The sequence below is a fragment of the Mycobacterium sp. FW102-FHT13B02 genome, assembly GCF_058790275.1.
Genome location: NZ_JBYTCM010000004.1, coordinates 315,038 through 328,424, shown reverse-complemented (window position 1 = coordinate 328,424; position 13,387 = coordinate 315,038). Strand labels below are relative to the sequence as shown.

Annotated in this window: 14 protein-coding genes; 6 read left to right on the top strand and 8 right to left on the bottom strand. The window is 66.1% G+C overall.

All coding sequences use genetic code 11. The annotated features are described in order from the left end of the window. The first annotated feature begins 39 nt into the window (after window positions 1-39). On the top strand, window positions 40-852 hold the full coding sequence (locus AC3WTE_RS09550; protein ID WP_492437159.1) for a hypothetical protein: 813 nt from the start codon (window positions 40-42) through the stop codon (window positions 850-852). 15 nt (window positions 853-867) lie between these two features. On the opposite strand, the gene nirD is transcribed toward AC3WTE_RS09550, so the two are convergent. From nirD to AC3WTE_RS09530, 4 genes are all read right to left on the bottom strand, one after another. Continuing rightward, entirely contained in the window at window positions 868-1,257 is a 390-nt protein-coding gene (gene nirD, locus AC3WTE_RS09545) for a nitrite reductase small subunit NirD (RefSeq protein WP_061001460.1), read from the bottom strand. A 13-nt stretch (window positions 1,258-1,270) separates the two neighbouring features. Further along, window positions 1,271-3,787 (bottom strand): nitrite reductase large subunit NirB, encoded by a 2,517-nt coding sequence (gene nirB / locus AC3WTE_RS09540; protein WP_492437158.1) that lies wholly within the window; start codon window positions 3,785-3,787, stop codon window positions 1,271-1,273. Window positions 3,788-3,914: 127 nt separating this feature from the next. Then, window positions 3,915-4,325, bottom strand: a complete 411-nt coding sequence (locus AC3WTE_RS09535; protein ID WP_492437157.1) for a hypothetical protein — start codon at window positions 4,323-4,325, stop codon at window positions 3,915-3,917. Then, window positions 4,316-5,074, bottom strand: a complete 759-nt coding sequence (locus tag AC3WTE_RS09530) for an isocitrate lyase/PEP mutase family protein (RefSeq protein ID WP_492437156.1) — start codon at window positions 5,072-5,074, stop codon at window positions 4,316-4,318. Before AC3WTE_RS09530 ends, AC3WTE_RS09535 begins: the two co-directional genes overlap by 10 nt. A 145-nt stretch (window positions 5,075-5,219) precedes the next feature. Here AC3WTE_RS09530 and AC3WTE_RS09525 point away from each other — a divergent pair, with 145 nt between their 5' ends. The 5 genes from AC3WTE_RS09525 to AC3WTE_RS09505 all read left to right on the top strand — a co-directional run bounded on the left by AC3WTE_RS09525 (window position 5,220) and on the right by AC3WTE_RS09505 (window position 9,479). Continuing rightward, window positions 5,220-5,507 (top strand): Rv0250c family protein, encoded by a 288-nt coding sequence (locus AC3WTE_RS09525; protein WP_459367949.1) that lies wholly within the window; start codon window positions 5,220-5,222, stop codon window positions 5,505-5,507. 108 nt (window positions 5,508-5,615) lie between these two features. Further along, entirely contained in the window at window positions 5,616-6,443 is an 828-nt protein-coding gene (gene sdhC / locus AC3WTE_RS09520) for a succinate dehydrogenase subunit SdhC (protein ID WP_492437154.1), read from the top strand. 50 nt (window positions 6,444-6,493) lie between these two features. Then, window positions 6,494-8,398, top strand: coding sequence for a fumarate reductase/succinate dehydrogenase flavoprotein subunit (locus AC3WTE_RS09515; RefSeq protein WP_492437153.1), 1,905 nt, complete (start codon window positions 6,494-6,496; stop codon window positions 8,396-8,398). Window positions 8,399-8,400: 2 nt separating this feature from the next. Further along, the gene (locus tag AC3WTE_RS09510; protein ID WP_492437152.1) at window positions 8,401-9,153 is read left to right on the top strand and encodes a succinate dehydrogenase/fumarate reductase iron-sulfur subunit; all 753 of its coding nucleotides are present in this window, start codon (window positions 8,401-8,403) and stop codon (window positions 9,151-9,153) included. A 164-nt stretch (window positions 9,154-9,317) separates the two neighbouring features. Further along, window positions 9,318-9,479 carry a hypothetical protein gene (locus tag AC3WTE_RS09505; protein WP_459367945.1) on the top strand — a complete coding sequence of 54 codons (162 nt, stop codon included), beginning with the start codon at window positions 9,318-9,320 and terminating at the stop codon, window positions 9,477-9,479. Between the two features lie 31 nt (window positions 9,480-9,510). Here the strand turns inward: AC3WTE_RS09505 and AC3WTE_RS09500 are convergent, their stop codons facing one another. The 4 genes from AC3WTE_RS09500 to rfbA form a co-directional block, all read right to left on the bottom strand. After that, window positions 9,511-9,996, bottom strand: a complete 486-nt coding sequence (locus tag AC3WTE_RS09500; protein ID WP_492437151.1) for a flavin reductase family protein — start codon at window positions 9,994-9,996, stop codon at window positions 9,511-9,513. A gap of 70 nt (window positions 9,997-10,066) precedes the next feature. Next, on the bottom strand, window positions 10,067-11,473 hold the full coding sequence (locus tag AC3WTE_RS09495; RefSeq protein ID WP_492437150.1) for a sugar nucleotide-binding protein: 1,407 nt from the start codon (window positions 11,471-11,473) through the stop codon (window positions 10,067-10,069). A gap of 14 nt (window positions 11,474-11,487) precedes the next feature. After that, window positions 11,488-12,486, bottom strand: coding sequence for a dTDP-glucose 4,6-dehydratase (gene rfbB, locus AC3WTE_RS09490; protein ID WP_492437148.1), 999 nt, complete (start codon window positions 12,484-12,486; stop codon window positions 11,488-11,490). Further along, a complete protein-coding gene (rfbA, locus tag AC3WTE_RS09485; RefSeq protein WP_492437147.1) occupies window positions 12,486-13,355 on the bottom strand; it encodes a glucose-1-phosphate thymidylyltransferase RfbA in 870 nt (289 codons plus the stop codon). The genes rfbB and rfbA overlap by 1 nt, the downstream gene beginning before the upstream one ends. Window positions 13,356-13,387: the final 32 nt, after the last annotated feature.

The window sequence follows — 13,387 nt, the reverse complement described above, 5'->3', positions numbered from 1 at the left end:
CGCCCATTTGTGGGGGAGATTTCGGCCCATACTGGAGACATGGCCAAGCGGACGGGCGAAGACGTAGCGCTGGACACCTACCGGTTCCTTCGGGGCGGCATGGTGGTCATGGCCGTCCTGCTGGGTGCGGCGCTGGCCGTCGAGCGCACACACGCCACGTGCTGGCAGACCTCGATCAGCGCCTACTACTTCACCACCGCCCATGCCGTCTTCATCGGCGCGCTGTTCGCCATCGGCGCCATGCTCATCGTGTACCAGGGTGCCAGCGACACCGAGAACACCCTGCTCAACCTGGCCGGGGTGCTGGCCTTCATGATCGCCGTCGTCCCCACGACCCGGCCCGTACTGCAGTGCGGCACAGCCGATCCCGTGGCCGTGAAAACCGGAGCGGCGGTGCTGTTCAATGCCTGGACGGTCGCGGCGATGCTCGCCGGTTCGCGCGTCGCATCGTGGTTGTTGTTCCGGCCCGCCCAGCCCGACACCATGCTGGGTAGCGCCGCGAGGTGGCTGCAGCGCGCCGTGCTGGGGACCGGTGCCGTGGTTCTGATCACCGCTCCGGACTGGTTCCAGGTCAATGCCCACGGCATCGCCGCTGCCGTGATGTTCGGCGCCATTGTGCTGACGGTGTTCAGCTCGGCGTTCGGCACCGCCCCATCGTGCGGAAGCCGATTCCGTGGCGCCTACCGGACGATCTCACTGCTGATGGCCGGTACCCTGCTGACTACCGTGGTCCTCCACCTCACCCTCGATGGCTTCAACCATGCGGTGCTGCTCGCGGAGATCGCGCTGATCGTCGAATTCACGACGTACTGGGTGTTGCAGACCATCGAGGACAACAGCTGCACCCGCTGAGTGCGGGGCCCGGGGTCACGCCGCGACGTCGACGCCCAGCGGTCCGATCTCGACCAACCCGGCCCACACCCGGATCGGGTAGACGGGCAGGCTCACCGAGGGATCATCAAGGCAGACACCGTCATCCAGGGCGAAGGCCTGCTTCTTGATGGGGCTCTGCACGCAAGCCCGGCCGGCGCGGTCACCGACGAGCCCACGCGACATCACTGCCGCACCGGAGAACGGGTCGATATTGCCGACCGCGTACAGCGAACCGTCGTGCAGACGGAACAGCGCCGCCTGCGTGCCGTCGGGCAGCAGCACCCCGGCGCCGCGTCCGGGCACCAGCCGGTGGTACGAGCAGACGGCCGTCCACTCCGAACGGTCCTGGTACTGAGTCACTTCGGACAAGTCGTTGAGAGTCATCGTGGCCTCCTGATCAGTTCTTGGCGGGCGGGACGGTGGGCATGCCGATCGGCACCTTGCGGCCGTTGCGTTCGGTGAACTCGATGGTCGGGTCGGCGACGTCGGGCGCGTTGACGAACGAGACGAACTGCGACAGCTTCGCGCGGTCGTCGAGCACGCCCTTCCACTCGCAGGAGTAGCCGTCGACGTGCCGTTCCATGGCGGCTTCGAATTCGCTTGCCAGACCGAGAGAATCGTTGCAGACGACGTCGCGGACGTGGTCCAGCCCCATCTGGTCGACCCACGGCGCGGTGCGCTGCAGCCGGTCCGCAGTGCGGATGTAGAACATCAGGAACCGGTCGATGTAGCGGACCAGGGTCTCGTCGTCGAGGTCACCGGCCAGCAGCTGCGCGTGCGCGGGCGTCATACCGCCGTTGCCGCCGACGTACAGGTTCCAGCCGGTCTCGGTGGCGATGACACCGACGTCCTTGCCGCGGGCCTCGGCGCATTCCCGGGCGCAGCCGGAGACACCCATCTTGATCTTGTGCGGCGACCGCAGTCCGCGGTAGCGCAGCTCCAGATCGATGGCCATCTGCACCGAATCCTGCTGTCCGTACCGGCACCAGTCACTGCCGACGCAGCTCTTGACGGTGCGCAGCGACTTGCCGTAGGCCTGCCCGGACTCCATACCGCCGTCGACCAGGCGCCGCCAGATCTCCGGCAGCTGGTCCACCCGCGCACCGAACATGTCGATCCGCTGGCCACCGGTGATCTTGGTGTAAAGGCCGAAGTCCCTGGCGATCTCACCGATCAGGATCAGCTGCTCCGGGGTGATGTCACCACCCGGAACGCGCGGGACCACCGAGTAGCTGCCGTTCTTCTGGATGTTGGCCAGGAAGTGGTCGTTGGAGTCCTGCAGGGCCGCCTGCTCGCCGTCGAGGATGTGGCCGCTGCTGGTCGACGCCAGGATCGAGGCGATGGCGGGTTTGCAGATGTCGCAACCCTTTCCGGTGCCGAACTTCTCGATCAGGCCCGAGAACTTGCGGATCTCGGTGGCCGAGATGATCTCGAAGAGCTCAGCCCGCGACTGCGGGAAGTGCTCACACAGCGCCTTGGACTGCTCGACGCCCTGGGCCTCCAGGAGTTGCTTGAGAAGCGGAACACACGAGCCGCAGGAGGTTCCAGCCTTGGTGCAGGCCTTCAGGCCGGCGACGTCCGAGCAACCGCCTTCGATCGCGCCGCACAGGTCGCCCTTGGTGACGTTGTTGCAGGAACAGATCTGCGCGGCGTCCGGCAGTGCGCCCACACCGAGAGCGCTTGCGCCCTCACCGGATCCGGCCGGCGCGATCAGTGCCAGCGGATCGCCGGGCAGCGCCTCACCGACCATCGGGCGCAGCACGCCGTACGACGACGCGTCACCGACCAGGATGCCACCCAACAGGGTCTGGGCGTCGTCGGACAGCACCAGCTTGGCATAGGTCTGCTTCACCGGGTCGTTGACCACGACCTGCAGGCAGTCGGGCGTAACACCTTGGGCGTCACCGAAACTCGCCACGTCGACGCCGAGCAGCTTCAGCTTGGTCGACATGTCCGCCTCGGGGAATTCCGCAGCGCCACCGAGCAGGCGGTCGGCGACCACTTCGGCGGTGGTGTAACCCGGACCGACCAGGCCGTAGCACCGACCCTCGACCGCGGCCACCTCACCGATCGCGTAGATGTCGGGATCGCTTGTCACACAGGACAGGTCGGTCAGGACGCCACCGCGTTCGGCCAGCTCCAGACCGGCGTCGCGGGCCAGTTCGTCCCGCGGACGCACACCGGCGGCGAAGATGACCAGGCCGGCGTCGATCAGCGTGCCGTCGCTCAGCAGCACACGCACGCCCTCGTCGAGGGGCTCGATGGCGTCGGTGCCGACATCCAGGTGCACCGAGATGCCCAGCTTGCCGATCATGCGAGCCAGCAGCGCACCGCCGGCGTCATCGAGCTGCTGGTTCATCGGACGCGGCGCTCGCTCGACGATGTGGGCCCGCATTCCGAACTGGCGCAACGCGTTCGCCGCTTCCAGGCCGAGCAGGCCACCACCGATGACCACACCGGTGTTGTTGCCGTGTTCCGCCGAACGAGACATGGCGGCGCGGATGCCGTCCAAGTCGTCCAGGGTGCGGTAGACGAAGCAGCCGGCGAGCTGGTGGCCGGGCACCGGCGGCACGAAAGCATAGGAGCCCGTGGCCAACACGAGCTTGTCGTACGCGATGCCGCGGCCCGACTCGGTCACCACCGTCTTGGTGGCACGGTCGATACCGCCGACCTTGTCGGCCAGCACCAGGTCGACCAGTCCGTCGCCGTCATACCCGTTGCCGGGCAACGCCAGCTTCGACCGGTCCCAGTGCTCCGTGTAACCCGTGAGCCCCACCCGGTCATAGGCGGCATCTGCTTCTTCGGACAACACTGTGATGCGCCATTGGCCCGCGGCATCCCGCGAGCGCAGCGCCTCGACGAGACGGTGGCCGACCATTCCGTGGCCTACGACGACAAGGTTCTTCGCGTCCATGCCCCAAAAGGTAGGGAGCCGATATTGCGAATTGTGTTGCCGCGTGTGAATCGACCGTCACGCTCTTCTCACATGCAGCGGAAAAGGCCCGTGAAGTGAGTGGCCCGGGTCACAGACCTGCGCCGATCTACCCCACGCCGGCGGGTGGGGCCGGGGTGGCCGTGCTGTACGGGTTGTAGATCGTGGTGGTCGTTGTGGGGTAGGTCCCGTACCCGGCGGTGCTCGACGGCGTGTAGGTGGAGCTGGTCGACGGCGTCGTGCTGGTCTCGTCCGTGGTCGACGTGTCCGGCGTGGTTTCCGTCGTCGTTGTCGTGGTCGTTGTTGTCGTCGTGGTGGTGCGAGTCGTCGTCCGCTTGGTGGTCGTGGGATGCGTCGTCAACACCGTCGGTTCACCTGCCGGCCCCGACGGCTGTTCGGATTCCCCCGAGGTCTGAATCACCTGGTAGATCAGGATGATCAACAACACCGCGGCGGCAACGCCGGCGGCCCACCACAACCCGTAGTTCTCCTGGGCGTCGTCGGGGTCGCTCACTGCCACCGCGCCAGAATATCGGCGGCCTGCACAGCCAGTGCCCGCTGGAGGAACGGTCCGAAGCTGATGCGCCCGACGCCCAGCGGGCCGAAGGATGCGGGGTCGTCGGACTCCGGGATCGCAATGGCGTTGACCGGCAACGGAAGATCCGCGGCCAGCCGGCGCAGGGTGTCGTCATCGTGGCGGCCCACCGGGTACAGGGAGTCGGCGCCGGCCCCGGCACACAGCTTCAGCCGCTGCACAGCGCGTTCGTACCGGTCGGCCTCGTCGCCGATCTGCCGCAGGAACAGGTCGGTGCGCGCATTGATCACCACGTGGACCCCCGAAGCGTCTGCCGCCCTGCGCAATTCACCGACCAGGTCGGCATGTTCCTGCGCGTCCCGGATGCGGCCACCGTCCTTGTGCACGGTGTCTTCGATGTTCAGGCCCACCGCACCCGCGTCCAGCAGACCAGCGATGATGCGGCTCGGAGCCTCGCCGTAACCGGATTCGACGTCGACGGACACCGGCACGTCGACAGCCGAGGTGATCTGGGCGACGCGCGTGGTGAGGTCGTCGAACGACATACCCTCGCCGTCGGGTTTGCCCACGGAGTCGGCCACCGGATGGCTGCCGACCGTCAGCGCCGAGAACCCGGCGGACACGGCCAGCGTCGCCGACCAGGCGTCCCACACGGTCGGGAGGACGACCGGATTTCCCGGCTGGTGCAGGGCCAATAGTGCTTCGGCGCGCTGCGCCAGAACCGCGTCGGACATGCTCACACCGTACCGACCGGCATCCCTCGGACATGCCGACACCGCGGCCATAAACGTGACCTGTCTCACTTTCATCTCGAGATCTGACTACCATCCGGTGTCGTAATGTGATCCATGACACCCTTCAGCCCAAGGAGGTCGCCCGATGTCCACTACCACCGAGCTCGCCGAACTACACGAGTTGATCGGCGGCCTGCGTCGCTGCGTCAGCTCCCTGGCAGCCAAGTACGGGGACTCCCCCGCCATGCGCCGGATCGCCAACGACGCCGAGCGCATGATCAACGACATCGAACGGCTGGATATCGACGTCGAAGAGCTGGAATTCAGCCGCGGCATCAAGCACCAGCACGCCAAGGAAAAGATCGCCATCCCCGATCACGACTACTCCAGCGACTTCTGGCGTGACGTGAACGACGGTGGCGTCGGCGGCTGATTTCGAGGTGGGCGCGGCTTCCCCGGCAAGGAATGGTGCGCCCACCATCCGTCTCCGTCCCAACTTCATAGGTAGACCCTGCCCCCAACTGAAATCGAGGCCGTCTTCGTGAGCGCACCCGCCGCCAACCGTCCCGGGACCGGCGTTTTCTCCCCCACGCGTGCGCAGATATCGCAGCGCACCCTGCGGACCGATAACTGGCTCAAATCCCCGATTCTCATCGACCTGGGTTTCGCGGCATTCGTCATCTACGCGACGGTGCGCGCCTTCCAGCGGGACCACTTCTACGTCACGGACTACCACTACCTGACGCCGTTCTACTCACCGTGTCTGAGCGTCAAGTGCGGTGCTGCCAGCGAGTTCTGGCCCCAGATTCTGCCGGCCGACGGACCGCTGTCGCTGCTTCCCTTCGCGGCCCTGTCCCTACCGTTCCTGCTGCTGTTCCGGCTGACCTGCTACTACTACCGCGGCGCCTACTACCGCACGGTGTGGCAGTCCCCAACCGCGTGCGCCGTCGCCGAACCGCACGCCAAGTACACCGGTGAGACGCGGTTGCCGCTGATCATCCAGAACTCGCATCGGTACTTCTTCTACATCGCGGTCGTCATCTCGGTGATCAACACCTACGACGCCATCGTCGCGTTCCGCTCGCCCAGCGGTTTCGGCTTCGGGCTCGGCAACATCATCCTGCTGGGCAACGTCATCATGCTGTGGGTCTACACGGTGTCCTGCCACTCCTGCCGGCACGTCACCGGCGGCCGGCTCAAGCACTTCTCGAAACACCCTGTGCGCTACTGGATCTGGACCCAGGTCAGCAAGCTCAACACCCGCCACAAGCTGTACGCGTGGATCACCCTCGGCACCCTGATGTTCACGGACTTCTACGTCATGGCCGTGTCGGCCGGGTGGTTCAGCGACCCGCGTTTCGTGGGCTGAGTCAAACATTCTGATTTTCAACGCTATTCACAACAATTTGGAGTTATTTCATGGCTGAACTCGAACGGCACGAGTACGACGTCGTCGTAATCGGAGCCGGCGGGGCGGGGTTGCGTGCGGTCATCGAGGCCCGGGAGCAGGGTCTGCGGGTCGCGGTGGTGTGTAAGTCGTTGTTCGGCAAGGCCCACACCGTCATGGCCGAGGGCGGCTGCGCCGCGTCCATGCGGAACGCGAACTCCAAGGACAGCTGGCAGGTGCACTTCGGTGACACCATGCGCGGCGGCAAGTTCCTGAACAACTGGCGCATGGCTGAGCTGCACGCCCGCGAAGCACCGGACCGGGTGTGGGAGCTGGAGACCTACGGCGCCCTGTTCGACCGCACGAAGGACGGCCGGATCAGCCAGCGCAACTTCGGTGGCCACACCTACCCGCGCCTGGCGCACGTCGGTGACCGCACCGGCCTCGAGATCATCCGCACCATGCAGCAGAAGATCGTCTCGCTGCAGCAGGAGGATTTCGCAGAGACGGGTGACTACGAGGCCCGGATCAAGGTCTTCCACGAGTGCACCATCACCGAGCTGGTGAAAGACGGCGACCGCATCGCCGGCGCGTTCGGCTATTGGCGTGAATCGGGCCGGTTCGTGCTGTTCGAGGCGCCCGCCGTGGTGCTGGCCACCGGCGGCATCGGCAAGTCGTTCAAGGTGTCGTCGAACTCCTGGGAGTACACCGGCGACGGGCACGCCCTGGCCCTGCGGGCCGGCGCGACGCTCATCAACATGGAGTTCATCCAGTTCCACCCGACGGGCATGGTCTGGCCGCCGTCGGTGAAGGGCATCCTGGTCACCGAGGGCGTGCGCGGCGACGGCGGAGTGCTCAAGAACTCCGAGGGCAAGCGGTTCATGTTCGACTACATCCCCTCGGTGTTCAAGGGCCAGTACGCCGAAACCGAAGAAGAAGCCGACCAGTGGCTCAAGGACAACGACTCCGCACGGCGCACCCCTGACCTGCTGCCGCGCGACGAGGTGGCACGCGCCATCAACTCCGAGGTCAAGGCCGGCCGCGGCACCCCGCACGGCGGGGTCTACCTGGACATCGCCTCGCGTATCCCCACCGAGGAGATCAAGAAGCGCCTGCCGTCGATGTACCACCAGTTCATGGAGCTGGCCGAGGTCGACATCACCAAGGACGAGATGGAGGTCGGCCCGACCTGTCACTACGTCATGGGTGGCATCGAGGTCGATCCCGACACCGGGGCGGCCCGCACGCCGGGCTTGTTCGCGGCCGGCGAGTGCTCGGGCGGTATGCACGGCTCCAACCGGCTCGGCGGTAACTCTCTGAGCGACCTGCTGGTATTCGGCCGTCGGGCCGGCCTCGGCGCGGCGCAGTACGTGAAGTCACTGCCCGCGCGGCCGACGGTCTCCGATGCTTCCCTGGCCACCGCGGCCCGGGAAGCCTTGGCGCCGTTCGACGAGCACGTCGGCGCGGAGAACCCGTACACCCTGCACACCGAGTTGCAGCAGTCGATGAACGACCTGGTCGGCATCATCCGCACCAAGGATGAGATCGAAGCGGCATTGAACAAGCTCGACGATCTGAAGCGCCGGATGCACAACATCACCGTCGAGGGTCACCGCCAGTTCAACCCCGGTTGGCACCTGGCCGTCGACATGCGGAACATGCTGCTGGTCAGCGAGTGTGTGGCCAAGGCTGCGCTGGCGCGTACCGAGAGCCGCGGCGGCCACACCCGCGACGACTACCCGGAGATGAGCGCCGATTGGCGCAACATCTTGTTGGTGTGCAGCGCCGGTGGTGGCGACCCGATCGTCCCCGACGTGACGGTCACCCCGGAACAGCAGGTGCCGATGCCGGCTGAACTGCTCGCCTGCTTCGAGCTGTCTGAGCTGGAGAAGTACTACACCGACGCCGAACTGGCCGCCCACCCGGAACGGAGCTAGCCATGAGCAACAGCTACCAAGCCAATCTGCGGGTCTGGCGTGGTGACGACACCGGCGGCGGTCTCGACGACTTCAAGGTCGAGGTCAACGAGGGTGAGGTGGTGCTCGACATCATCCACCGCATCCAGGCCACGCAGGCCCCGGACCTGGCGGTCCGGTGGAACTGTAAGGCCGGCAAGTGCGGGTCGTGTTCGGCGGAGGTCAACGGCCGTCCCCGGCTGATGTGCATGACGCGGATGTCGACGTTCGACCCGGCCGAAACCGTCACCGTCACCCCGCTGCGGGCGTTCCCGATCATGCGCGACCTGGTGACCGACGTGTCGTTCAACTACGAGAAGGCCCGCCAGATCCCCGCTTTCGCGCCGCCGAAGGATCTCAAGCCCGGTGAGTACCGGATGCAGCAAGAAGATGTCGAGCGGTCACAGGAGTTCCGCAAGTGCATCGAGTGCTTCCTCTGCCAGAACGTCTGCCACGTGGTGCGTGACCACGAGGAGAACAAAGAGGCGTACGCCGGGCCGCGGTATCTCATGCGGATCGCCGAGCTGGACATGCACCCGCTGGACACCCTGGACCGCAAGGACATGGCGCAGGACGAGTTCGGCCTGGGTTACTGCAACATCACCAAGTGCTGCACCGAGGTCTGCCCCGAGCACATCAAGATCACCGACAACGCGTTGATCCCGATGAAAGAGCGCGTCGCCGACCGCAAGTACGACCCCATCGTCTGGCTGGGTAACAAGCTCTTCCGGCGGTAGGCGCCGACATGCGTCGAGATTGACGAAATGGTCGTTCCCAGCTCTCGGGAACGACCATTTCGTTCATCTCGAGCCGATTTGGCTTCGCATGCCGATCGGGCGGGCAAAGCGATGTTTCGGCGTAGGCTCGGAAGGGCAGCCAATCCGTGACGAAAGGCAGCCAGATGGGCCAACCAGAAACGCACAGCGTCAACGACATTCGGACCGCCATCCGCGAGCTCACGGCGCGCGCCGAGCTGGCACGCAAGGAAGGCCGGCCAGACGACGCCGCTGAACTCGAGCAGCGCGTGGCGGGGTACCGCCAGGAACTGGCCGCCAAGCCCTAGCGCGGCATACGTGAGCCGACGGCGTGTCGAGTCAAGCCTCCAGGCGGCGGAATGCGCTGCGGTGGAAGACCATCGGCTCGACGTCGGGGTTGATGACGATGTCGCTGATCGCCAGCACCACGATGGTGTGATCGCCGGCGGGAACCAGCTGATCGATCGACGTCTCCAGCCACACGCTGGTGCCGTGAATGAACAGCGCGCCGTTGTCGCGTAGCTCGGTTTCCATCCCCGCGAAGCGGTCGCCGGTCTTGGCGGCCAAGGTGCGCGCCGCGGTGTCGTGCTGCTGCCCGAGGACGCTGATCCCCAGCGCCGGCAGGTCCTTGAGCTTCGGCCAGGTGGTCGAGGTGTTCTGCACGCAGAACGAGACCAGCGGCGGTTCCAGCGACACCGGCACGAACGTGCTCGCGGCCAGGCCCACTTTTTCGCCGTTGACGTGGGCGGCGATGGCGACGACGCCGGTCGGGAAGTGGCCGAACGCCGCGCGCAGGGACGCCGGGCTGAGATCTGTAGAGCTCATAGTCCGTCCATCTTCACACGGCGCTCCCGGCGCGCCCAAGCAAGCGTCCGCTTGGCGGGAAACGGCGCAGCTACCCGCCCAGATAACGCGACAACGAATCGTCGACGGCCGCGGGGGTGAATCCCGTCGCCACCAGCTTCTGATTGTCGAGCACGCTGCTGCGCGGCCGCGGTGCCACCGCTCTGGTCGCCGCGGCGAAGTAGTCCGCGGTGCTGACACCCGTGACCCGCTCCGGATCGTGGCCCGACAGCTCGAATACCCGGCGGGCGATATCCGCCCACGACATCGCCGGCCCGCCGCCGGTGACGTTGTACGTCCCGTACGGGGCGCCCGTCGTGGTGAGGTGCCGGACGGCCCGGGCCAGCTCCGACGTGAAGGTCAGCCGCCCGAACTGGTCGTCGACCACCGACGGGTCGACGCCGCGTTCGGCCAACGACACCATGGTGCGGACGAAGTTGTGGCCGTCGCCGATCACCCAGGACGTCCGCAGGATGTAGTGCCGCGGCACCGTCGCGACGAGCTGGTCGCCGGCCGCCTTGGTCTGGCCGTACACCCCGAGCGGGGCGATCGGGTCGTCCTCCCGATACGGGGATTCGGACGTGCCGTCGAAGACGTAGTCGCTGGAGAAGTGGACCAGCGTGAGGCCGCGCGCGGCCGCGATCCGCGCCAGTGCCGCAACGCCGGTGACATTGACAGCCCAGGCATCGACCCGTCCGCTCGGCGTCTCGGCGTCGTCCACCGCGGTGTACGCAGCGGCGTTGACGACGGTGCCGTAGTCCTGCCAGCGGACGGCCGTCTCCAGGTCGCCGGACAGGTCCACGTCGTCGCGCGTGCCGAACTCGACGGCCGGGTCGGCGCCGTACTCGGCTCGCAGGGCCCGGCCGAGTTGGCCATTCGCGCCGAGTACCAGCGTCTTTCGTGGCGCGACGGGCTTGATGTCGGCCAGCCGGGGATGAGCCCGGTCCTTCGCCGACAGCTCGGCGCGCTCGAGCGGAATCGGCCATTCGACGGCCAGCGACTCGTCGGCCAGATTCACCGAAACATAGTGGGCGTCAGACGAATAGTGGTCGTTGACCAGATAGACGTAGGCGGTGTCCGATTCCAGGGTCTGGAACGCGTTGCCGACCCCGCGGGGGACGAACACCGCGCGCGATGGGTCCAGTTCGGCGGTGAAGACCGTCCCGAACGTCGGGCCGTCCCGTAGATCGACCCACGCACCGAAGATGCGGCCCGTCGCAACGGACACGAACTTGTCCCACGGTTCGGCATGGATGCCGCGCGTGGTGCCGGCCGCGTCGTTGAACGAGATGTTGTTCTGCACAGGCCCGAAGTCCGGCAGCCCGAGGGCCGTCATCTTCTCGCGCTGCCAGTTCTCCTTGAACCAGCCGCGGTTGTCGCCGTGAACCGGCAGTTCCCAGATGGTCAGTCCGGGGATCGGCGTGGTGTTGGCGGACAACGGTTTTCCGTACTCGGTCACTGGCTGCCCATCGATCACTGACCCTGACTGGCGTAGCGCGCCTCGGTGGCGTCCTTGACCGGGCGCCACCACGCCTCGTTGTCGCGGTACCAGGCGATGGTGGCGCTCAATCCGTCGGCGAAGTCGAGATATTTTGGCTGCCAACCGAGTTCAGTACGGAGTTTGGTCGAATCGATGGCGTAACGCAGGTCGTGCCCGGCCCGATCGGTCACGTGGTCGTAGGCGTCGGCCGGCTGACCCATCTGCGTCAGGATCATCTCGATGACGGTCTTGTTGTCCTTCTCGCCGTTGGCGCCGATCAGATACGTCTCGCCGAGGCGCCCCCGTTCGATGATCGCCAGCACGGCGGACGAGTGATCGTCCACGTGAATCCAGTCCCGCACGTTGCGACCCGCGCCATAGAGCTTCGGCCGGATTCCGCACAGCACGTTGGTGATCTGCCGCGGGATGAACTTCTCGACGTGCTGGTAGGACCCATAGTTGTTGGAGCAGTTGGAAATAGTGGCTCGGACGCCGAAGGACCGCACCCAGGCGCGCACCAGCAGATCACTGCCGGCCTTGGTGGACGAGTACGGCGACGACGGGTTGTACGCCGTGCGTTCGGTGAACTTGGCGGGATCGTCGAGTTCGAGGTCGCCGTACACCTCGTCGGTCGAGATGTGGTGCAACCGGGTGCCGTGCTTGCGCACTGCCTCCAGCAGCATGAAGGTCCCCACCAGATTGGTGTGCAAGAACGGTTCGGGATCGCGCAGCGAGTTGTCGTTGTGCGATTCGGCGGCGAAGTGCACCACGACGTCGGTCGTCGCCATCAATTCGTCGACCAAGTCCGCGTCGGCAATATCGCCGAGGACGAACGTCATCCGTTGTTCCGGCAGGCCCGCAAGGGATTCGCGATTGCCGGCGTAGGTCAGCTTGTCCAGCACCGTCACGTGATGATCGGTGTGGTCCAGGGCATATCGGACGAAGTTGGCACCGATGAACCCGGCACCTCCGGTGACCAGCAGCCGTGCCATCAGTACCCCCTGCTCAGCAGGTCCAGCAAGTACGTGCCATAGCCGGACTTCACCAACGGCTCGGCACGCTCCCGCAGTTCGTCGCCGCTGAGATAGCCACGGCGCCAGGCTATTTCCTCGGGCACGCCGATCTTCAATCCGGTGCGACGCTCGATGGTCCGCACGAATTCGGCGGCGTCGGTCATCTGGTCGAATGTCCCGGTGTCCAGCCATGCCGTCCCGCGGGGCAGCACCTGCACCCGTAACCGGTTCTGCGCCAGGTAGGTTCGGTTGATGTCGGTGATCTCGTACTCACCGCGCGCACTGGGTTTCAGCTCACGCGCGATGGACACCACGTCATTGCTGTAGAAGTACAGGCCCGGCACGGCGTAGTTGCTCTTCGGCGCCACGGGCTTTTCCTCGAGGGAGACCGGCCGGCCGGCTTCGTCGAACTCGATGACGCCGTAGGCCGAGGGTTCAGCGACCCAGTAGCCGAAGATCGCCCCGCCGTCGACGTTGTTGAACCGCTGCAATTGTGTGCCCAGGCCCGGGCCGTACAGCAGGTTGTCGCCGAGGATCAGCGCCACGCTGTCCCCGCCGAGGAAATCCGCGCCGATGGTGAAGGCTTGCGCCAGCCCGTCGGGTGACGGCTGCTGGGCGTAGCTGATGGACACCCCGTATCGCGACCCGTCACCGAGCAGCCGCTCGAAACTCGGCGCGTCGAGCGGCGTCGTGATGACCAGAATGTCCGTGATCCCCGCCAGCAGCAACGTGGACAGCGGGTAGTAGATCATCGGCTTGTCGTAGACCGGGATCAGCTGCTTGGACACCCCGGCCGTGACAGGGTGCAGCCGCGTCCCCGCGCCGCCCGCCAGGATGATCCCTTTCACTCGGCCATCCTGACATACGCGCACCGCGTCAG